The sequence below is a fragment of the Variovorax sp. N23 genome, from assembly GCF_025486315.1.
In the GTDB taxonomy this organism is placed as follows: Bacteria; Pseudomonadota; Gammaproteobacteria; order Burkholderiales; family Burkholderiaceae_C; genus Variovorax.
This window is the reverse complement of the sequence record NZ_JAOOPY010000007.1, coordinates 268,181-288,586: the sequence shown is the minus strand read 5'-3', so window position 1 is coordinate 288,586 and position 20,406 is coordinate 268,181. Positions and strand designations below refer to the sequence as shown.

At 67.9% G+C, this 20,406-nt stretch carries 20 protein-coding genes; 17 read left to right on the top strand and 3 right to left on the bottom strand.

Annotated features, from left to right (window positions below; genetic code table 11):
* Positions 1-16: 16 nt before the first annotated feature.
* The gene (locus N8A90_RS13630) at positions 17-778 is read left to right on the top strand and encodes an SDR family oxidoreductase (protein ID WP_262075450.1); all 762 of its coding nucleotides are present in this window, start codon (positions 17-19) and stop codon (positions 776-778) included.
* Positions 779-801: 23 nt separating this feature from the next.
* Here the strand turns inward: N8A90_RS13630 and N8A90_RS13625 are convergent, their stop codons facing one another.
* From N8A90_RS13625 to N8A90_RS13615, 3 genes are read right to left on the bottom strand one after another with little or no spacing between them, the layout of a single operon-like run.
* Positions 802-2,259: an NAD(P)H-hydrate dehydratase gene (locus tag N8A90_RS13625; RefSeq protein ID WP_262075449.1), complete on the bottom strand. Its 1,458-nt coding sequence runs from the start codon at positions 2,257-2,259 to the stop codon at positions 802-804.
* A 28-nt stretch (positions 2,260-2,287) separates the two neighbouring features.
* Positions 2,288-3,538: a D-amino acid dehydrogenase gene (locus N8A90_RS13620; RefSeq protein ID WP_262075448.1), complete on the bottom strand. Its 1,251-nt coding sequence runs from the start codon at positions 3,536-3,538 to the stop codon at positions 2,288-2,290.
* Between the two features lie 56 nt (positions 3,539-3,594).
* On the bottom strand, positions 3,595-4,917 hold the full coding sequence (locus N8A90_RS13615) for an amidase (RefSeq protein ID WP_262075447.1): 1,323 nt from the start codon (positions 4,915-4,917) through the stop codon (positions 3,595-3,597).
* Positions 4,918-5,094: 177 nt separating this feature from the next.
* On the opposite strand from N8A90_RS13615, the gene rpsB reads away from it, so the two are divergent.
* The 16 genes from rpsB (at position 5,095) to N8A90_RS13535 (ending at position 20,281) form a co-directional block, all read left to right on the top strand.
* On the top strand, positions 5,095-5,850 hold the full coding sequence (gene rpsB / locus N8A90_RS13610; RefSeq protein WP_262075446.1) for a 30S ribosomal protein S2: 756 nt from the start codon (positions 5,095-5,097) through the stop codon (positions 5,848-5,850).
* A gap of 79 nt (positions 5,851-5,929) precedes the next feature.
* The gene (gene tsf, locus N8A90_RS13605; protein WP_262075445.1) at positions 5,930-6,853 is read left to right on the top strand and encodes a translation elongation factor Ts; all 924 of its coding nucleotides are present in this window, start codon (positions 5,930-5,932) and stop codon (positions 6,851-6,853) included.
* Between the two features lie 95 nt (positions 6,854-6,948).
* On the top strand, positions 6,949-7,671 hold the full coding sequence (gene pyrH / locus N8A90_RS13600) for a UMP kinase (RefSeq protein WP_262075444.1): 723 nt from the start codon (positions 6,949-6,951) through the stop codon (positions 7,669-7,671).
* Between the two features lie 12 nt (positions 7,672-7,683).
* A complete protein-coding gene (gene frr / locus N8A90_RS13595; RefSeq protein ID WP_262075443.1) occupies positions 7,684-8,244 on the top strand; it encodes a ribosome recycling factor in 561 nt (186 codons plus the stop codon).
* Positions 8,244-8,975: a polyprenyl diphosphate synthase gene (uppS, locus tag N8A90_RS13590; RefSeq protein ID WP_262075442.1), complete on the top strand. Its 732-nt coding sequence runs from the start codon at positions 8,244-8,246 to the stop codon at positions 8,973-8,975. Before frr ends, uppS begins: the two co-directional genes overlap by 1 nt.
* Positions 8,975-9,820, top strand: coding sequence for a phosphatidate cytidylyltransferase (locus N8A90_RS13585; RefSeq protein ID WP_262075441.1), 846 nt, complete (start codon positions 8,975-8,977; stop codon positions 9,818-9,820). The genes uppS and N8A90_RS13585 overlap by 1 nt, the downstream gene beginning before the upstream one ends.
* Positions 9,821-9,825: 5 nt before the next feature.
* Positions 9,826-11,007 (top strand): 1-deoxy-D-xylulose-5-phosphate reductoisomerase, encoded by a 1,182-nt coding sequence (gene ispC, locus N8A90_RS13580; protein ID WP_262075440.1) that lies wholly within the window; start codon positions 9,826-9,828, stop codon positions 11,005-11,007.
* 48 nt (positions 11,008-11,055) lie between these two features.
* Positions 11,056-12,435, top strand: coding sequence for an RIP metalloprotease RseP (gene rseP, locus N8A90_RS13575; protein WP_262075439.1), 1,380 nt, complete (start codon positions 11,056-11,058; stop codon positions 12,433-12,435).
* Between the two features lie 37 nt (positions 12,436-12,472).
* Positions 12,473-14,866 (top strand): outer membrane protein assembly factor BamA, encoded by a 2,394-nt coding sequence (gene bamA / locus N8A90_RS13570; protein WP_262075438.1) that lies wholly within the window; start codon positions 12,473-12,475, stop codon positions 14,864-14,866.
* Positions 14,866-15,405: an OmpH family outer membrane protein gene (locus N8A90_RS13565; RefSeq protein ID WP_262075437.1), complete on the top strand. Its 540-nt coding sequence runs from the start codon at positions 14,866-14,868 to the stop codon at positions 15,403-15,405. The genes bamA and N8A90_RS13565 overlap by 1 nt, the downstream gene beginning before the upstream one ends.
* Before the next feature lie 10 nt (positions 15,406-15,415).
* Positions 15,416-16,393 carry a UDP-3-O-(3-hydroxymyristoyl)glucosamine N-acyltransferase gene (gene lpxD, locus N8A90_RS13560; RefSeq protein WP_262075436.1) on the top strand — a complete coding sequence of 326 codons (978 nt, stop codon included), beginning with the start codon at positions 15,416-15,418 and terminating at the stop codon, positions 16,391-16,393.
* A gap of 7 nt (positions 16,394-16,400) precedes the next feature.
* A complete protein-coding gene (gene fabZ / locus N8A90_RS13555; RefSeq protein WP_262075435.1) occupies positions 16,401-16,850 on the top strand; it encodes a 3-hydroxyacyl-ACP dehydratase FabZ in 450 nt (149 codons plus the stop codon).
* A gap of 13 nt (positions 16,851-16,863) precedes the next feature.
* A complete protein-coding gene (gene lpxA / locus N8A90_RS13550) occupies positions 16,864-17,652 on the top strand; it encodes an acyl-ACP--UDP-N-acetylglucosamine O-acyltransferase (RefSeq protein WP_262075434.1) in 789 nt (262 codons plus the stop codon).
* A gap of 10 nt (positions 17,653-17,662) precedes the next feature.
* A complete protein-coding gene (gene lpxB / locus N8A90_RS13545; RefSeq protein WP_262075433.1) occupies positions 17,663-18,811 on the top strand; it encodes a lipid-A-disaccharide synthase in 1,149 nt (382 codons plus the stop codon).
* Positions 18,783-19,505: a ribonuclease HII gene (gene rnhB, locus N8A90_RS13540; RefSeq protein ID WP_262075432.1), complete on the top strand. Its 723-nt coding sequence runs from the start codon at positions 18,783-18,785 to the stop codon at positions 19,503-19,505. The genes lpxB and rnhB overlap by 29 nt, the downstream gene beginning before the upstream one ends.
* The gene (locus N8A90_RS13535; protein ID WP_262075431.1) at positions 19,502-20,281 is read left to right on the top strand and encodes a TrmH family RNA methyltransferase; all 780 of its coding nucleotides are present in this window, start codon (positions 19,502-19,504) and stop codon (positions 20,279-20,281) included. The genes rnhB and N8A90_RS13535 overlap by 4 nt, the downstream gene beginning before the upstream one ends.
* Positions 20,282-20,406 lie beyond the last annotated feature (125 nt).

Below are 20,406 nucleotides of genomic sequence, written 5' to 3'. Positions count from 1 at the left end.
AAGGAGACAGAAAGATATGACACAGAACACTGCACCTCGAACAGCGATCGTCACCGGCGCTGGCACTGGCATCGGCCGCGCGGCTGCGCTGGCGCTGCTGGCCGACGGCTGGAACGTCACGCTGGCGGGCCGTCGGGCCGAGCCGCTCGGGCAGGTCGCCGACGAGTCGGGCGCCGCTTCGCGCGCCTTCGCCGTGCCGACGGACGTCGCCGATGCCGCCTCCGTCGAGGCGCTGTTCGCAGCCACGGTGGAGCGCTTCGGCCGGGTCGATCTGCTGTTCAACAACGCCGGCGTGGGCAATCCGCCCGGGCCGTTCGAGGACTGGACGCCGGCCCAATGGCAGGGGGTGGTCGACATCAACCTGACCGGCATGTTCTTCTGCATTCAGCAGGCGTTCCGGGTGATGAAGGCGCAGACGCCACGCGGTGGCCGCATCATCAACAACGGGTCCATCTCGGCGACCGCGCCGCGTCCGAATTCGATCGCCTACACGGCCACCAAGCACGCGGTGCAGGGCCTGACCAAGACGGCGTCGCTCGATGGCCGCAAGTACGACATCGCGGTCGGCCAGGTCGACGTGGGCAACGCCATGACCGAACTCGCCGCGCGCATGGCCAAGGGCGTGCCGCAAGCCAATGGCGAGCTGGCGATCGAGCCGCTGATCGACGTGAAGATCGTCGGCCAGTCGGTGCTCTACATGGCGAACCTGCCGCTGGAGGCCAACGTGCTGTTCCACACGATCATGGCGACGAAGATGCCCTTCGTCGGGCGCGGCTGAGCGCTTGAAGTGCGGCCTCGGCTTCAGGTCGAGGCGCAACACCCGTGGGCCAGCGCTCCGGCCGTCAGTGGCCGGTCTTCGGGCCAGTGATCGGCCCGGTCGCCGTGCCGCCAGACCGCTGCGCACGCCGCGGCATGCGCTGCCTCGCCGACCGCCAGGCCCGCGCCCACCATCCCTGCGAGCACATCGCCGGTCCCGGCGGTGGCCAGCCGGGCGTTTCCGCCGAAGTTGATGCGCGGTATCTCGCCCGGTGCGGCGATGACCGTGCCCGATCCTTTGAGCACCACGGTGCAGGCAAAGCGGCTCGCCATGGACATCGCCGCCTGCAGGCGATGGGCCTGGACCTGCTGCGCGTCGATCCCGAGCAGCCGCGCCGCTTCCAGCGGGTGCGGCGTGAGCACGGTGCCAAGGCCGCGTGCGGCGCGTTGGCGCAGCAGCGCCTGCAGCGATGCGTCGTGCGCGATGGCGTTGAGCGCGTCGGCGTCGAGCACCAACGCCTTCGCCGTGGACAACACGCGCGGCAGTACCGCGTGCACGGCGCCAGCGCCACCACAGCCGCAGACCACACTCAGGTTGGCCATCTCCAGCGCGGCCGGCCGGCGGAACATCAGTTCGGGGTGCTGCATGTCGAGCATGGCGGCCGTTTCGTCCAGCGGGGCCACGTAGACGCGGCCGGCGCCCGCATGCAGTGCGGCCGATGCGGCGAGCAAGGCCGCGCCCGCCATGCCCGGTGCCCCGCCGATGACGGCGACGTCGCCATAGCTGCCTTTGTGGCTGGCGTGTGTTCGAGGTCGGTCGATGGGGCGTTCATTCAAGCGTGCCGTCGGTGTTTCGCCGGCGGCGCAGCCCAGGTCGTCGAACCAGACCTCGCCGGCCGCATCCCGGCCCTGTGCGGTGAAGAGCCCCGGCTTGCGGGTCAGCAGCGTCAGGCAGCAGCGCCGTCCGGCCGCTGAAAAGGGCGGGGCGACCCCCCAGGCGCCCGTGTCCGCATCCAGGCCCGAAGGCACGTCCACACTCAGCAGCGGTGCCGGGCTCGCGTGCATGCGCGCGAGCCATTCGGCCATCACGCCTTCGGGCGGGCGTACGGCGCCGATGCCCAGCAGCGCGTCGATGGCCAGGTCGTAGACGGGGGGGGGTGAATCGGCGAAGGCGACGCCCTCGGCGCGGGCGCGTTTGAACGAGGCGCGCGCGTCTGCGGGCAAGCGTTCTGCGTCGCCCAGATGGGTCACGACGGGATGGAAGCCGTGACGCTGCAGTTGCGCCGCCGCTTCGAAGCCATCGCCGCCGTTGTTGCCGGGGCCACAGGCGACCCAGATCGTCCGTGCATCGGGCGCCAGGGCCATCGCGAGCCGCGCGACGGCGTGCCCGGCCCGCTGCATCAGCGTGTGGGGCGGCAGCGCGGCCGCGGCGACGTGCTCGAGGCGGCGCGTGGCGGCGATGTCGAAGAGCGGCGCGTCGGACTCGGAGGTGATGCGTTGCATGCCGCCGATTGTGCGACGGCGCCGCAGTTCAGAGCAGCCGCTCGATGCCGAGGCCTTCCAGATCGATCCCGGCGTCCTGGCCGGCGACGAGGTCGGCCAGCACGCGCGCGCTGCCGCACGAGAGCGCCCAGCCGCTGGAGCCATGCCCGAGATTGAGCCAGACGCCCGGCACGCCGCTCGGCCCGATCACCGGCGGGCCGTCCGGGAGCATGGGCCGTGCGCCTTTCCACTGCTGAACACCGGTCTGCAGCGTGGCCGCGCCGGGAAACCAGTCGTGCAGCACCTTGTAGAGCGTCTGCAGCGCCGCCGGATTCATCGTGTCGAGCGAGCCGCCGATCTCCGCACTGCCGGCCACGCGCACCCGCAGGCCCATGCGGGAGATGGCGACCTTGTAGCGCTCGTCCATCACGGCGCTGCGCGGCGCGTTGAGCGGCTCGCGGATGTGGGCCGTCACCGAGTGGCCGTACACCGGTGCCAGCGGCATGCGGATGCCCAGGGGCCGCAGCAGCGCCGCCGATGCGACGCCGGCGCAGACCACGATGGCGTCGTAGGTGACCGCATCGGAACCGGCGGCCAGCGCGAGCGAGCGCGGTGCCGCGCGGCTCAGTGGCGCGATGTCGCAGTTGAAGTGGAATTGCGCACCGAGCGACTCGGCTTCGCGTTTGAGCAGCAGGGCGAACTGTCGGCAGTTCGCCACCTCGTCCTCGGGCAGATGGATGGCGCCGGCCAGCTCGGTGTCGGTGCTGAGGGCCGGCTCGATCCGGCGGGCTTCGTCGGCGTCGATCTCGCGGAACACGCTGCCGGCGCTGCGCAGCACCTCCAGGCCCGGTTGCACCAGCTTGCGTTCGCGCTTGGAGCGCAGCAGCACGAGGTAGCCGTCGCTGCGCTCGTAGCTCAGCTCGCGCGCCTCGCTGATCTCGTGGAGCCGGGTGCGGCTGTAGAAAGCCAGGCGCTGCATGCGGGCGCGGTTGGCCAGGTAGGTCTCGAGCCTGCAGGCGCGCTGCCAGTGCGACATCCAGCGCAGGTCGCGTGCCGCGAGCGGCCATCGCACCTTGATGGCGCCATGGGTGGAGAGCAGCGAACGCAGCACCTTCATCCGCATGCCCGGCGCGGCCCAGGGGGTGACGTAGCCCGGCGCGACCACGCCGGCATTGGCAAAGCTGGATTCCTCGGCCGCGGCACCGCGGCGCTCGAAGACGGTGACGTCATGGCCGTCGCTGGCCAGCTCCCAGGCGGTGGTGACGCCGATGATGCCGGCGCCCACGATCGCGATTTTCATTGATTCTTCGGTGAAGGAATGGCGCCGACCGCAGGGCGCGGCCGCAGCGCAGGGCGCTATTGTTGCAGCGCGCGCTCCGCTTCGGCGGCAATGGCGAGCACGGCGTCGTCGTGCAGCGACGCATGCCAGAGCATCAGGCCGACCGGCGCGTCTCCTGGCGCCTGGCAGGGGATCGAGATCGCACAGCCGTCCAGCATGTTGATGACCGATGGATTGCGCAGCAGCAGCCCGTTGACGCGGAAGAATTCGGCATCGCGCTCCGCGCCCGGTGCCACGCTGGCGATCGTCGGCGCGGTGATCGGCACGGTCGGCGACAGCACCGCATCGAAGCGCTGCAGCGCGGCTTCCATATGGGCGATCCAGTCGCGGCGTGCCCGCACGAGATCGAGGTACTCGTAGGCCTTCGTCGTCGCGCCCTTCAGGATGCGCTGCGCCACGCGCGGGTCGTAGCCGGCGCCGCTGCGTTCCAGCAGCAGCCGGTGCCACGCATAGGCTTCGGGCGCCGAGAAGCCGGTGGCATTCATGGCCGGCAGGTCCGCGAGCGGCGACAGCGTGATCTCCTCGATCTGCGCACCGGCCACCCGCAAGGCGACGAGCGCCGCGTCGAAGGCGCGGGCCACGGCCGGCTCGACCTCGTCGAGAAAGAGGTTCCGGACGACCGCGAGGCGCCGGGCCGACAGGGGCTTGTCGCCCGGGGCGACCCGGCGCCCGGCCAGCACTTCGTGCGCGGTGACCGCGTCGCGCACCGAGCGCGTCATGGCGCAGACGGTGTCGAGCGTGGTCGACAGCGGGATCGCGCCGTCCGTCGGGACGAGGCGGGCGGTGCTTTTGAAGCCGACGATGCCATTGAGCGCTGCCGGAATGCGAATGGAGCCGCCTGTGTCCGAGCCCAGCCCGATGAAGGCGGCGCCGGTGGCGACCGACACGGCGGCCCCGGACGAGGAGCCGCCGGGAATGCGCGGCGTGGCCGGATCGGCCGCGTTGGCCGGCGTGCCGTGGTGCGGGTTCACGCCGACACCGGAGAACGCGAATTCGGTCATGTTCGTGCGGCCGATCAGGGCGCCGCCGGCCGCGCGCAGCCGCGCGACGGCCGGTGCGTCTGCCGTCGCGGCGGGCGCGTGGGTCAGGACGACCGAGCCCGCCGGCGTCGGCTGGTTCGCCACGTCGAACAGATCCTTGACCGAGAAGGCGAGGCCGGCGAGCGGCAGCGTGCGCTCGGCCGTGGCGGCCTCCCGGCGCGCCTCGTCGAACAGGGTCCGCGTGAAGGTGTGCCGATTGGCCGGCGATTGCGCGGCAGCGACGGCATGCTCGATTTCGGTGCGCGCGTCGGAGGTTCCGGCCGCGATGGCCAGGCGGGTAGCGTGCAGATCAGGGTGCATGGGAGGAGTGAGGTGGGGAGGGCGTGCTATACTCTTTGGGTTTCGCCAAGCGGGATTTCACGGTTCCACGACGGCGCAAACACATCCGCAAACCAGCCCACTCAAGGTGTCGCGTCCTCGCAAAACAGAGGCCGCGAAACGGGCTGGATTTTAGACCCAACCTTTGGAGTTATTCCTATGTCGACGACCATGCGCGAAATGCTGGAAGCCGGTGTCCACTTCGGTCACCAAACCCGCTTCTGGAACCCCAAGATGGCCCCGTTCATCTTCGGCCATCGCAACAAGATCCACATCATCAACCTGGAAAAGTCGCTTCCGATGTTCCAGGATGCGATGAAGTACGCCAAGCAACTCACCGCCAACCGCGGCACGATCCTGATGGTCGGCACCAAGCGCCAAGCCCGTGAAATCGTGGCCGCCGAAGCCCGCCGCGCCGGCGTGCCCTTCGTCGACACCCGCTGGCTCGGCGGCATGCTGACCAACTTCAAGACGGTCAAGACCTCGATCAAGCGCCTGAAGGAAATGAAGGCCCAGCAGGAAGCCGGCCTCGATTCGCTCAGCAAGAAGGAACAACTGACCTTCTCGCGCGAAATCGAGAAGCTCGAAAAGGACATCGGCGGCATCCAGGACATGACCGCGCTGCCCGACGCCATCTTCGTGATCGACGTGGGCTTCCACAAGATCGCCGTGGCCGAAGCCAAGAAGCTGGGCATCCCGCTGATCGGCGTGGTCGACTCCAACCACTCGCCCGAAGGCATCGACTACGTGATCCCCGGCAACGACGACTCGTCGAAGGCCGTCACGCTGTACGCCCGCGGCATCGCCGACGCGATCATCGAAGGCCGTAACAATGCGGGCAACGACGTGGTCAAGGCCGTGCAGGAAGCCGGCAGCGACGAATTCGTGGAAGTCGAAGAGGGCGCTTCCGCCTGATCGCGTCCGCGCGAGCCTTGAAGAAGGGGCTTTGTGGCCCCTTTTTTTGATCTGATTTTTTGAATACGGAGAACGAACAATGGCTGCAATCACCGCAAGCATGGTGGGCGAACTGCGCGCAAAGACCGACGCGCCCATGATGGAATGCAAGAAGGCCCTCACCGAGGCCGACGGCAACATGGAAAAGGCCGAAGAACTGCTGCGCATCAAGCTCGGCAACAAGGCCGGCAAGGCATCGGGCCGCATCACTGCCGAGGGCGTGGTCACGGCCTTCGTCGACGGCGATGCCGGCGGCATGATCGAGATCAACTGCGAAACCGACTTCGTCACCAAGAACGACAGCTTCCTCGCGCTGGCCAACGCCGCTGCGATGCTGGTCGCCAAGAACAACCCGGCCGATCTGGCCGCGCTGGGCGCGCTGCCCTACGAGCAGGACGGCTTCGGCCCGACGCTCGAGGACGTGCGCAAGGGCCTGATCGGCAAGATCGGCGAGAACATGAGCTTTCGCCGCTTCAAGCATTTCGGCGGCAGCGGCAAGCTGGCGTCGTACCTGCACGGCACCCGCATCGGCGTGATGGTGGAGTTCGAGGGTGACGACGCTGCGGCCAAGGACGTGGCGATGCACATCGCCGCCATGAAGCCGGTCGCCATCTCGAGCAGTGACGTGCCTGCCGAACTGATCGAAAAGGAGCGCGCAGTCGCCGCCGGCAAGGCCGAGGAAGACCGCAAGACGGCCGAAGCCGAAGGCAAGAAGACGCAGCCTGCCGACATCGTCGCCAAGCGCATCGAAGGCGGCGTGCAGAAGTACCTCAAGGAGGTTTCGCTGCACAACCAGCCCTTCGTCAAGAACGACAAGCAGACGGTCGAGCAGATGCTCAAGGCCGTGAACACCTCGATCAAGGGCTTCACGCTCTACGTCGTGGGCGAAGGCATCGAGAAGAAGGTCGACGACTTCGCGGCCGAAGTGGCTGCCCAGGTCGCCGCCGCCAAGGCGGCCGCCTGAGTCTTCCTGCCTGCACGACGGCGCGCCCGCCGCGCCGTCGTTTTCCGACCGCTCCGTCTTACACTCGCCCCGCTCACCACTCCAAGGAATTGCCCATGCCCGATGCCCGCCCAGCCCACAAGCGAATCTTGTTGAAGCTGTCGGGTGAGGCGCTGATGGGCGACGACGCCTTCGGCATCAACCGCGCGACCATCGTCCGGATGGTGCAAGAGGTGGCCGAGGTCGTGAACCTGGGCGTGGAGGTGGCGGTGGTCATCGGCGGCGGCAACATCTTCCGCGGCGTGGCCGGCGGCTCGGTCGGGATGGACCGTGCGACCGCCGACTACATGGGGATGCTCGCGACCGTGATGAACGCGCTCGCGCTGGCCGACGCCATGGACAAGCAGGGCCTGATCGCCCGCGTGATGTCCGCGATCGCCATCGAGCAGGTGGTCGAGCCCTACGTCCGCCCCAAGGCCTTGCAGTACCTCGAAGAGGGCAAGGTCGTGATCTTCGCCGCCGGTACGGGCAATCCCTTCTTTACCACCGACACGGCCGCCGCGCTGCGCGGTGCCGAAATCGGCGCCGAGTTGGTGCTCAAGGCGACCAAGGTCGACGGCGTCTACACCGCCGACCCGAAGAAGGACCCGACCGCGACCCGCTATGCGACGCTGAGCTTCGACGAAGCCATCGCGCAAAATCTCGGCATCATGGACGCGACCGCGTTCGCACTGTGCCGTGACCAGAAGCTGCCGATCAAGGTGTTCTCGATCTTCAAGCACGGCGCGCTCAAGCGGGTCGTGATGGGCGAGGACGAAGGCACCTTGGTGCACGCTTGAGGAGACCTTGACATGACCATTGCAGACATCCGCAGTGCGACCGACACCAAGATGAACCAGTCGATCGCCGCCTTCCAGAACAACCTCACCAAGATCCGGACCGGCCGCGCCAACCCGGCGCTGCTGGATTCGATCCACGTCGACTACTACGGCTCGACGGTGCCGCTGAGCCAGGTGGCGAACGTGTCGGTGCTCGATTCGCGCACCATCAGCGTCCAGCCCTGGGAAAAGGGCATGGGCGCCAAGATCGAGAAGGCCATCCGCGAGAGCGACCTGGGCCTGAATCCGGCGTCGATGGGCGAACTCATCCGTGTGCCGCTGCCCGCCATGAGCGAGGAGCGCCGCAAGGAGATGACCAAGCTGGTCCGCAACGAGGGCGAGAGCGCCAAGATCGCCACGCGCAACCTGCGCCGCGATGCGAACGAAGCGGTCAAGAAGCTCGTCAAGGACAAGCTGGCGTCGGAAGACGACCAGAAGCGCGCCGAAGCCGAGATCCAGAAGGTCACCGACCGGCATATCGCCGAGATCGACCGGCTGATCGCGGCGAAGGAAGCCGAGATCATGGCGGTCTGATGAGCGCATCGCCCGCGGTGCCTCACCACATCGCCATCGTGATGGATGGCAATGGTCGCTGGGCGACGCGGCGCTTTCTGCCGCGCGTTGCAGGGCACAAGCAGGGCGTGGAGTCGCTCCGGCGCTGCGTCAAGGCCTGCGGCGATCGGGGAGTCCGGGTGCTCACGGTCTTCGCCTTTTCTTCCGAGAACTGGAATCGCCCTGTCGAAGAGGTGACCGGCCTCATGGAGCTGATGGTCGGTGCCCTGGCGCGCGAGGTTCCGAAGCTCAAGGAAGACGGTGTCCAGCTGCACTTCGTGGGCGAACGCGGCGGTTTGTCCGACAAGATGGTGGGCAGCTTGCTGCAGGCCGAGGCGGCCACGGCGCAGAACCATCGGCTGGTGCTCAACGTGTGCTTCAACTACGGCGGTCGATGGGATATCGCGCGGGCGGCCGCAGAACTCGCGCGGCGCGGCGAAGCGCTGACCGAAGCCAACCTCGATCGCGCCATGGCGCTGGCCCATGTGCCCGACCCCGACCTGCTCATCCGCACAGGCGGTGAACAGCGGCTGTCGAATTTTCTGCTGTGGCAGAGCGCTTACGCGGAGCTCTTCTTCAGCGACAAGCTGTGGCCCGAGTTCGACGAGAAGGCCCTTGACGAGGCCATCGCCGCCTTCCAGAAACGCGAGCGGCGTTTCGGCAAGACCTCGGCGCAATTGAACGCGTCCCCGACCGACCGGCAGATCGCCTGATGCTCAAGCAACGAATCATCACCGCGGTGGTGCTGCTGGCCATCCTGCTGCCGGCGCTCTTCTATCCCTCCCCGGTGCCCTTTGCCTGCGTGATGCTGGTGATGATCGGCGCTGCTGCCTGGGAATGGGGCCGGCTCAATGGCTACGGCCCCCGCATGTCCGTTTTCCTGGGCGTCGAGATGGTGGTGCTGTGTGCGCTGTCGTGGTGGCTCGGGCTGCTCGAGCAGCGCCTGATGGGCATCTGGCTGGCCGCCAGTGCCGCCTGGGTGCTGGGCGGCGCGCTGCTGTTGCGCGTCGCGGTGCCGGGCTGGCCGCGCATCCCGCGCGCCGTGCGTCTGGTTGCCGGGCTGCTGGCCCTGTGGGTTGCCTGGATGGCCGCCGTGCAGGCGCGCATCTGGGGCATCAATTTCCTGCTGTCGCTGTTGGTGCTGGTCTGGGTGGCCGATGTCTTCGCGTATTTCGCAGGCCGGCGTTTCGGGCTCAAGTTCACGCGCAGCAAGCTCGCGCCTTCGATCAGCCCCGGCAAGAGCTGGGAAGGCGTGTGGGGTGGCATGGTGGGCGTGCTGGTGCTGGCGCTGGCCTGGGTGTGGGCCGATGCGTCGGCGCAGGCCACGGTCGCCAGCCTCTACACACGGCTGGCCGGGCGCGGCTGGTGGTTGCTGCTGATCGGTGTGCTGTTCCTCGCGGCGATGAGCGTCGTCGGCGACCTGGTCGAGTCGCTCGTGAAGCGAAGCGCCGGCGTCAAGGACAGCAGCAACCTGCTTCCGGGCCACGGTGGCGTGCTCGATCGGGTGGACGCGCTGTTGTCCACGCTGCCGATCGCCATGATGCTGGCGTCGCTGTGAACGCGATGGCACGACAACGCGTCACGGTGCTCGGCTCGACCGGCTCGGTCGGTGTCAGCACCCTCGATGTCATTGCCCGCCATCCGGAGCGCTTCGAGGTGTTCGCGCTCTCTGCCGCGACGAAGGTCGACGAGATGCTCGCCCAGTGCGCCCGCTTCACCCCGCGCTTCGCGGTGATGGCGAGCGCACCGCACGCCGACCGGCTTGCCGCGCTGTTGCGAGACAACGCTCTGCCGACGCGCGTGCTGCAAGGGGAGGGGGCGCTGGAAACCATCGCCTCGCACGAGGACGTCGACAGCGTCATGGCGGCGATCGTCGGCGCGGCTGGCCTCGGCCCCTGCCTGGCGGCGGCGCGCGCCGGCAAGCGCCTGCTGCTGGCGAACAAGGAAGCCCTCGTGGTGGGCGGCGAGCTGTTCATGGACACGGTGCGCGCCGGTGGCGCGACCCTGCTGCCCATCGACAGCGAGCATTCGGCCATCTTCCAGTCGTTGCCCGAAGACCCGAGCACCTGGGCGCAGCGCATCGACAAGATCATCCTGACCGCCTCGGGCGGCCCGTTCCGCACGCGGCGTGCGGACACGCTGGCGAACGTGACGCCGGAGCAGGCCTGCGCGCACCCCAACTGGGTGATGGGGCGAAAGATCTCGGTCGATTCGGCGACCATGATGAACAAGGCGCTCGAGGTGATCGAGGCACGCCATCTCTTCGGCGTGATGCCCGAGCAGATCGAGGTGGTGATCCATCCGCAGAGCGTGGTGCACTCGATGGTGCAGTTCACCGACGCGTCGGTGATCGCGCAGCTCGGCACTCCCGACATGCGTGTGCCCATCGCGGTCGGCCTGGCCTGGCCGCACCGCATCGAGAGCGGCGCTGCGCGTCTGGACTTCCGCACGATGGGGGCGTTGACCTTCGCCCCCCCCGACGATGCGCTCTTCCCGGGGCTGGCGCTCGCCTGGCACGCGTTGAGGGCGCCGCCAGGCACGACCGCGGTGCTGAACGCCGCCAATGAGGTCGCTGTCGAGGCTTTTCTCGATCGGCGGCTGCGTTTCGACCGCATTCATGCGGTCAACATGGAAACTTTGGAAGCGGTGCCCTCCTCGAAGCCTGCATCGTTAGCCGACCTGCTGGCGCTCGACGCGATGGCGCGTTCGGCCGCCAATGCGGCGGCGATGCGTTTCGCGGCCTGACGAGGCCGCCGGTCCGTCCTCTTCCACGTTCTACCCAGGGACTCATCGATGCTCACGGTTCTTGCCTTCATCGTCGCGCTGGGCGTGCTGATCGCGGTGCACGAATACGGCCACTACCGCGTGGCGGTGGCGTGCGGGGTCAAGGTGCTGCGCTTCTCGGTCGGTTTCGGCCACACGCTGTTCCGCTGGAAGCCCAGGCGCCAGCGGCCGGGCCAGGACACCGAATTCGTCATCGGCGCCTTTCCCCTGGGGGGCTACGTCCGCATGCTCGACGAGCGCGAAGCGCCGGTGCCGCCGCAAGAGCGGCATCTCGCATTCAACACCCAGCCGCTGCGGTCGCGTGCCGCAATCGTCGCTGCCGGGCCACTGGCCAATCTGCTGCTGGCGGTCGCGCTCTACACCGTGGTCAACTGGATCGGCGTGCAGGAGCCGGCCGCCGTGCTGGGGCGGCCGGTGGCGGCGTCGCTGGCCGAGCAGGCCGGTTTGCGCGGCGGCGAGCACATCACGCGGGCGGGTTTCGACGGTGGGCTCGCACCGGTGGAATCTTTCGAGGACCTGCGCTGGCGCATGACCCGCGGTGCACTCGATGGCCGCGACCTCACGCTGGAGGTCGCCGGCGACGGCGGTCGTCCGGCGCGCACGCTCGTGCTGCCGCTCAGCCGCCTGCAAGCGAAGGATGCCGACGCCCAGCTGTTCCGCAAGATCGGTGTGATTTCGCCATTGACGCGGCCGGAACTCGGCGAACTCGTCGCCGGCGGGCCGGCAGAGCGCGCCGGGCTGCGCCGGGGCGACCTGGTGCGCGCCGTGGGGCCGACCGCCGTGGTCGACGGCCAGCAACTGCGCGAACTCATCCGGGCGTCGGTCGAGGGGGCGCAGCCGCGCACCCAGTCGTGGCAGATCGTCCGCGCGGGCCGCGAGATGACCGTCGACGTGACGCCCGAGGTTCGCGAGGACAACGGCGCGATGGTCGGGCGCATTGCCGCCTATGTGGGCGCGCCGCCGGCCATGCTGACGGTGCGGCAGGGGTCGATCGATGGCCTGTGGCGCGGCGTCGTGCGCACCTGGGAAGTCTCGGCGCTCACGGTCCGCATGATGGGCAAGATGGTGATCGGCGAAGCCTCGCTCAGGAACCTGAGCGGCCCCCTCACCATCGCCGACTACGCCGGAAAGTCCGCCAGCCTCGGATTCACCCAATACCTGGTGTTCCTCGCCCTCATCAGCGTGAGCCTGGGCGTGCTGAACCTGATGCCGCTGCCGGTCCTCGATGGGGGACACCTGATGTATTATCTTTGGGAGGGCCTGACCGGCAGAAGCGTCTCCGATGCGTGGATGGAACGGCTTCAGCGCGGTGGGGTGGCGTTGTTGCTGGTGATGATGTCCATCGCTCTCTTCAACGACGTCAACCGACTCTTCGGGCTCTTTGGTTAACTCACGCCGGCCCTTCGTGCGCCGGAGCAACTCACTCATGAACACTTCAAACAGTCGCTTCCGTCTGCGCAGCGTGGCCGCGCTCATCGCCAGCACGCTCGCTGCCACGGCAGCCTGGGCCATCGAACCTTTCACCGTTCGCGACATCCGGGTCGAAGGCCTGCAGCGCGTCGAGCCGGGGACGATCTTCGCCTCGCTGCCGCTGCGCGTCGGCGACACGTACAACGACGAACGCGGCTCGGCCGCGATCCGCGCGCTGTTCGAACTGGGGCTGTTCAAGGACGTGCGCCTGGACGTCAACGGCAACGTGCTGGTGGTGATCGTCGAAGAGCGTCCCACGGTGGCCGACGTCGATTTCGTCGGCACCAAGGAATTCGACAAGGCCGCGCTCCTGAAGGCGCTGCGCGAAGTGGGCCTGGCCGACGGCCGGCCCTACGACAAGGCGCTGACCGACCGCGCCGAGCAGGAGCTCAAGCGCCAGTACGTGAGCCGCAGCCTCTACAACGCGGAGGTGGTGACCACGGTCACGCCGATCGAGCGCAACCGGGTGAACCTGACCTTCACCGTGACCGAAGGCGAAACCGCCCGCATCCGCGAAGTGCGCGTGGTGGGCAACAAGGCCTTCAGCGAATCGACGCTGCTCGGTCTGTTCGACCAGGACAGCGGCGGCTGGATGAGCTGGTACACCAAGTCGAACCAGTACTCGCGCGCCAAGCTCAACGCCGACCTCGAGACGCTGCGCTCGTATTACCTGACGCGCGGTTACCTCGAGTTCCGCATCGATTCGACCCAGGTCGCGATCTCGCCGGACCGGCAGGACCTGACGGTGACCGTCAACATCACCGAAGGCGAGAAGTTTGTCGTGTCGGGGGTGAAGCTGCAAGGCAACTACCTCGGCCGCGAGGAAGAATTCAAGTCGCTGGTGACGATCAAGCCCGGCGAGCCGTACAACGGCGAGCAGCTGACCGAAACGACCAAGGCCTTCACGGACTACTTCGGCACCTTCGGCTACGCGTTCGCACGCGTCGAGGCGCAGCCCGAGATCGACCGTGTCAACAACCGCGTGCAACTCGTGCTGCAGGCCGAGCCGGCGCGCCGCGTGTACGTGCGCCGCGTCAGCGTCGGCGGCAACAACAAGACCCGCGACGAAGTGATCCGCCGCGAGTTCCGCCAGTACGAGGCCTCCTGGTACGACGGCGACAAGATCAAGCTGTCGCGCGACCGCGTCGACCGCCTGGGCTTCTTCACGGACGTGAACGTCGAGACCCAGGAGGTGGCGGGCTCGCCCGACCAGGTCGACCTGACCGTCACCGTCGCCGAAAAGCCCACGGGTTCGCTGCAGCTGGGTGCCGGCTTCTCCAGTTCGGAGAAGGTGTCTCTCACCTTCGGCATCTCGCAGGAGAACGTGTTCGGGTCCGGGAATTTCCTGGGCGTGCAGGTCAATACCAGCAAGTACTACCGCACGATCTCGCTGACCGCGACCGACCCGTACTTCACGTCGGACGGCATCTCCCGCACCTTCAGCCTGTTCCATCAGACGACCCGCCCGTACTACTCGGTCGACGGTGACTACAAGCTGGTGAGCGAAGGGGGAAGCGTCAAATTCGGCGTGCCGTTCAGCGAAGTCGATACCGTGTTCTTCGGCGCCGGGCTCGAGCGCTTCAACTTCCAGCCGGGATCGAACGCGGCGCAGGCGACGCCGCAGGCCTACCGCGACTACTTCAACTGCCGGTTCGACGCGACCACGCAGACGATCACGGGCTGCGCCGACGACAGCAAGTGGGGCATCCCGCTGACCATCGGCTGGGCGCGCGACGACCGCGACAGCGCACTCGTGCCCACCAAGGGCCGTCTGCAGCGCGCCAACGTGGAGTGGGGCGCAGGTGGCGATTTGAAGTACATCAAGAGCAGCTACCAGTACCAGCAGTACTTCCCGCTCAGCAAGCAGTACACCCTGGCCCTCAACGGCGAGCTCGGCTACGGCAAGGCGCTCGGCGGCAACGTGTATCCGATCTTCAAGAACTTCTACGCGGGCGGCCTGGGCTCGATCCGCGGGTTCGAGCAGAACTCGCTGGGTCCGCGCGATACGGTCACCGAAGCTGCTCTCGGCGGCACCAAGAAGGCCATCTTCAACGCCGAACTGAGCACGCCATTCCCAGGTGCGGGCAACGACCGCACGCTGCGGCTCTACGGCTTCTTCGACGCGGGCAACGTCTTCACGGACCGCACCACGCAGACCGACGCGCAATGGGCGGCGCAGAAGAAGATCCGCGCCTCCGTCGGCGTCGGCATCAGCTGGATTTCGCCGCTCGGGCCGCTGCGCGTGGCCTATGCGAAACCGGTGCGCTCCCAGAAGGAAGAGGACACAGCAGCCGGCATCTACAAGGATAGAATGCAGAGCTTCCAATTCCAGATCGGCACCTCTTTCTGATGAACCATTCGTACCGCGTCGTCGGCGCGCTGCTGCTTTCCCTGGCCGCCTCGTTTGCAGTGCAGGCTCAGGAGACCTTCCGCATCGGCTTCGTTAACCCCGATCGCGTGCTGCGCGAAGCGCAGCCGGCGAAGGCTGCGCAGGCCAAGCTGGAGTCGGAGTTCCTCAAGCGTGAACGCGACTTGACGGCCCAGGGCGAAGCCTTGAAGGCGGCGTCGGAGAAGTTCGAGCGCGAAGCGCCCACGCTACCCGAGAGCCAGCGCACCCAGCGCCAACGCGCACTGGTCGATCAGGACCGTGAATTCCAGCGCAAGCGCCGCGAATTCCAGGAAGACCTGAACGCACGCAAGAACGAAGAGTTGCAGCAGGTCTACGACCGCGCCAACCGCGTGGTCAAGCAGGTCGCCGAAGCCGAGAAGTACGACGCCATCCTGCAGGAAGCGATCTACATCAACCCCAAGCACGACATCACCGAGAAGGTGATCAAGGCGCTGAACGCATCTTCCGCCGCGCCTGCCGCAACCAACGGCGGCAAGTAGCCGCATCCGCGTGGCGTTGCGGCTCGGAGCCATCGTCGATGCCCTGGGAGGCGAGTTCACGGGCGACCGTGACGCCTCCATCGCGCGGCTGGCGCCCCTGCAGACGGCCACCGGCGATGCACTCAGCTTCCTGAGTCATCCCAAGTACCGCAAGGAATTGGCGGCCTCCCGTGCGGCGTGCGTGATCGTCTCTCCGGCCATGCGCGATATCGCTGCCGAACGCGGCGCGTTCATCGTCACGCCCGATCCCTATCTCTACTTCGCGCGTCTGACGCAGCTCTGGAAGAAGGCGCATGCGCGGCCGGACCCGGTGCAGGTGCACCCCAGTGCGGTGATCCACCCCGAAGCCGTGGTGCATCCGAGTGCATCGATCGGTGCCCTGTGCGTGATCGAGCGCGGCGCCCGCATCGGTGCCGACACCGTGTTGAAGTCGCGCGTGACCGTCGGCGAGGACTGCCACATCGGCGCGCGCTGCCTGGTGCATCCGGGCGTGGTGATCGGCGCTGACGGCTTCGGGCTGGCGCCGCACGAAGGCGCCTGGGTCAAGATCGAGCAACTCGGCGCGGTGCGCATCGGCGACGACGTCGAGATCGGCGCCAACACCTGCATCGACCGGGGCGCGCTCGAGGACACGGTCATCGACGATGGCGTGAAGCTCGACAACCTGATCCAGATCGGCCACAACGTGCGCATCGGCAAGCACACGGCCATGGCGGGTTGCGTCGGCGTGGCGGGGAGTGCCGTGATCGGCGCGCACTGCACGGTGGGCGGGGGCGCGATCGTGCTCGGTCACCTGACGCTGGCCGACGGCGTCCACATCTCGGCGGCCACGGTGGTGACGCGGTCGATTCTCAAGCCCGGGCAATACACGGGTGTGTTTCCCATCGACGACAATGCCGCCTGGGAAAAAAATGCCGCCACGCTGAAGCAACTGCACGGTCTGCGCGATCGGCTCAAGGCGCTGGAAAAAAAAGACGACGCAGGATAGAAAAATTATGACGACGACGCTCGATATCCACCAGATTCTCAAACTGCTCCCGCACCGCTACCCCTTTCTTCTGGTGGATCGCGTGCTCGATATGGAGAAGGGCAAGCGCATCACCGCACTGAAGAACGTGACGATGAACGAGCCTTTCTTCAACGGCCACTTTCCGCACCGTCCGGTGATGCCGGGTGTGCTGATGCTCGAAGCCATGGCGCAGGCAGCGGCGCTGCTGTCCTTCAAGTCGCTCGATATCGTGCCGGACGACAACACCGTGTACTACTTCGCCGCGATCGATGGTGCCCGCTTCAAGCGACCGGTCGAGCCCGGTGACCAACTGACGCTGGAAGTCGAGATCGAACGCATGAAGGCCGGCATCTCCAAGTTCAAGGGCCGTGCACGGGTCGGCAACGAACTCGCGTGCGAGGCGTCGCTGATGTGCGCGATGCGTCAGATCAGCTGAGGTGCCGCGGGGCATGACGCAGGTTCACCCGACGGCGATCGTCGACCCGAACGCGCAGCTCGATGGGTCCGTGGTGATCGGGCCGTATGCGGTCATCGGTCCATCCGTGCGGATCGGCGCCGGCACCACCATCGGCGCGCATTGCGTCGTGGAGGGCCGCACGACCATCGGCCGCGACAACCGGGTCTTCCAGTTCGCGTCGCTGGGGGCCGCGCCGCAGGACAAGAAATACGCGGGCGAGCCCACCGAACTGGTGATCGGCGACCGCAACACGATCCGCGAGTTCTGCACCTTCAACCTCGGCACCGTCCAGGACGGTGGCGTGACCCGCGTCGGCAACGACAACTGGATCATGGCCTATGTGCACATCGCACACGATTGCCAGGTCGGCAACCAGGTCACGATGGCGAACAACGCCACCCTGGCCGGGCATGTGGAGGTGGGCGACTGGGTCACGGTCGGCGGTCTCACCGGCGTGCTGCAGCGCATGCGCATCGGCGCGCACGCGATGATCGGTTTCGCCAGCCACGTCGGGAAAGACATCCCGCCCTTCATGGTGGTCGATGGCAATCCGTTGGCCGTGCGCGGCGTCAACCTGGTGGGCCTGCGGCGGCGCGATTTCTCGGCCGGCCGCATCGCCGCCATTCGGGAGATGCACAAGCTGATCTACCGCCAGGGAAAGACGGTGGAGGAGGCGCGTGCCGCCATCGCAGCGCTGGGCACCCAGGACCCGGAAGCCGCCGCGGATGCGACGCTGATGGACACCTTCCTCGCCACCTCCGCCAGTGGCATTGCGCGCTGAACGGCCTCGCATGACGGACGCAGCAACGCGGCGGTTCGCGATGGTCGCCGGCGAGCCTTCGGGCGATCTGCTGGCGGGCCTCCTGCTCGACGGGCTGCGTGCGCGCTGGCCGGGCATGCAGGCAACGGGCATCGGCGGCCCCCAGATGCTGGCGCGCGGCTTCGAGAGCTGGTGGCCGCAGGAGAAGCTGGCGGTGCGCGGCTACATCGAGGTGCTGCGGCACTACGCCGAGATCGCCGGCATCCGGCGTCAGCTCAAGTCGCGGCTGCTGCGCGACTGGGCCGATCTCTTCATCGGCATCGACGCGCCCGATTTCAACCTCGACCTGGAAGCGGGCCTGCGCGGCCGCGGCATGAAGACGGTGCATTTCATCTGCCCGTCGATCTGGGCCTGGCGCGCCGACCGCATCGAGAAGATCCGCGCCGCGGCCGACCATGTGCTGTGCATCTTCCCCTTCGAGCCGGCGCTGCTGGCGGAGCAGGGGGTGTCGGCCAGCTATGTGGGGCATCCGCTCGCCAACGTGATCCCGATGCAGCCGGACCGGCTGGCCGCGCGCGCGGCGCTGGATCTCGACCCGCAGGCCCGCGTGGTGGCGCTGCTGCCCGGCAGCCGGCGCTCCGAAGTGCGCTACCTCGCTTCCCGCTTCTTCCAGGCGGCGGCGCTGATGCAGCGGCTGCAGCCGGACATCCGTTTCGTCGTGCCGGTCATCCCGGGCCTGCGTGCCGAGATCGAGGAAGCGCTGAAGGCCAGCGGCATGGCGGGCAAGGTCCAGTTGCTCGACGGCCGCTCGCACACCGCGCTGGCGGCCTGCGACGCGACGCTGATCGCCAGCGGCACGGCCACGCTGGAGGCGGCGCTGTTCAAGCGGCCGATGGTCATCGCCTACAACATGAACCGCGTGTCGTGGCACCTCATGCACCGGCAGCAACTCCAGCCGTGGGTGGGTCTGCCGAACATCCTGTGCAACGACTTCGTGGTGCCGGAACTGCTGCAGGAAGCGGCGACGCCGCAGGCGCTGGCAGCCGCCACCTTGCAATGGCTGGCAGAGCCGGCCAAAGTGGAGGCCCTGCAACATCGTTTTGCCGCACTGCACGCCGAACTGCTGCGCGACACCCCGACCCTGTGTGCCGATGCGATCGAGCAAGTTCTTGAAGGCTGAGCAGGCCGCGCTGCTCTGGGACGCGCCCGGCCTGCTGGCCGGCGTGGACGAGGCCGGCCGCGGCCCGCTCGCTGGCCCGGTGGTGGCGGCGGCGGTCATCCTCGACGACCGTCGGCCGATCCGTGGCCTGGCCGACTCCAAGACCCTGACGGCGCTGCAGCGCGAGCGGCTCCACGACCAGATCCTCGCCCGGGCGCTGTGCTGCTCGGTGGCGCACGCTACGGTGGAAGAGATCGACACGCACAACATCCTGCAGGCGACCATGCTGGCCATGCGGCGCGCGGTCGAGGGGCTGCGGCTGAAGCCGGCCAAGGTGCTGGTCGACGGCAACCGGCTGCCCACGCTCGATGTGCTGGCCGAGGCCATCGTCAAGGGCGATGCGCTGGTCAAGGCCATCTCCGCGGCGTCGATCCTGGCCAAGGTGCACCGTGACCGGCTGTGCCAGGACCTGCATGCCGAATTTCCACACTACGGCTTTGCAGGGCACAAGGGCTACGGCACGCCGGAGCATCTCGAGGCGCTGCGGCGCCACGGCGCCTGCGTGCATCACAGGCGCTCCTTCGCCCCGGTGGCTGCCGCGCTCGGGCGTGCTGCGGCAGCCGCCGCGGCGCCGGCCCCGGTCGACCTGCCGGTGATCGCGGCGCGGTACGGCGACGGCGTCTCGTTGATCGTGAATGCGCGGAGCGGTCCATGAGTCTGCCGGAACGGAGCCACATCAGCTCGCGCGACAACCCGCTGCTCAAGGAACTGCGCAAGCTGGCGCAGGAACCCGGCGCCTACCGCAAGCTGGGCCGTGTCTGGCTCGAGGGCGATCACCTCTGCCGGGCGGCGCTGGTGCGTGGCGTTCGCCCCGCACTGGCCGTTTTTACGGAGTCGTTCTGGCCGCAGGCCAAGGTCGAGTGGGCCGGCGCAGCCGACAAGACCGTCGTGGTCGCCGATGCGCTGCTGGCGGCCGTGAGCGGCCTGGAATCGCCAGCGCCGATGGGCTTCGTGCTGCACCTGCCGATGCGTCCCGACCTGCAGCCCGATGCGCCGACCGTGGTGCTCGACCGGCTGCAGGACGCCGGCAACGTGGGTTCGGTGCTGCGCAGCGCCGCCGCCTTCGGCTTCACGCAGGTGGTCGCGCTCAAGGGCACGGCTGCGCTCTGGGCGCCGAAGGTGTTGCGCGCCGGCATGGGGGCGCACTTCGGCCTGCGGCTGATCGAGGGCGTGGACGCCGAGGTGCTCGACGGGCTGCAGGTGCCGCTGGTCGCCACCAGCTCGCACCATGGCGATTGGCTCCACAAGGCGGTGCTGCCGCACCCTTGCGCCTGGTTGATGGGCCACGAAGGGCAGGGCGTCTCGCCCGCGCTGGAGGCGCGCGCGACGCACCGCATCCGCATCACCCAGCCTGGTGGCGAGGAGTCGCTGAACGTGGCGGCAGCGGCGGCCATCTGCCTGCACGCCAGCGCCGCGGGCGCCGAAGGGTGAAGGCACGCCGGCTATAATCGGGGGCTTTCCCGCTCACACCCCGCCCACAGCGCACGCAAGCCTCACTTTCGACGAAAGCCGCAACCTTCCCATCACGATGGGGTGACTTGGTTTCGCTTTGGGCG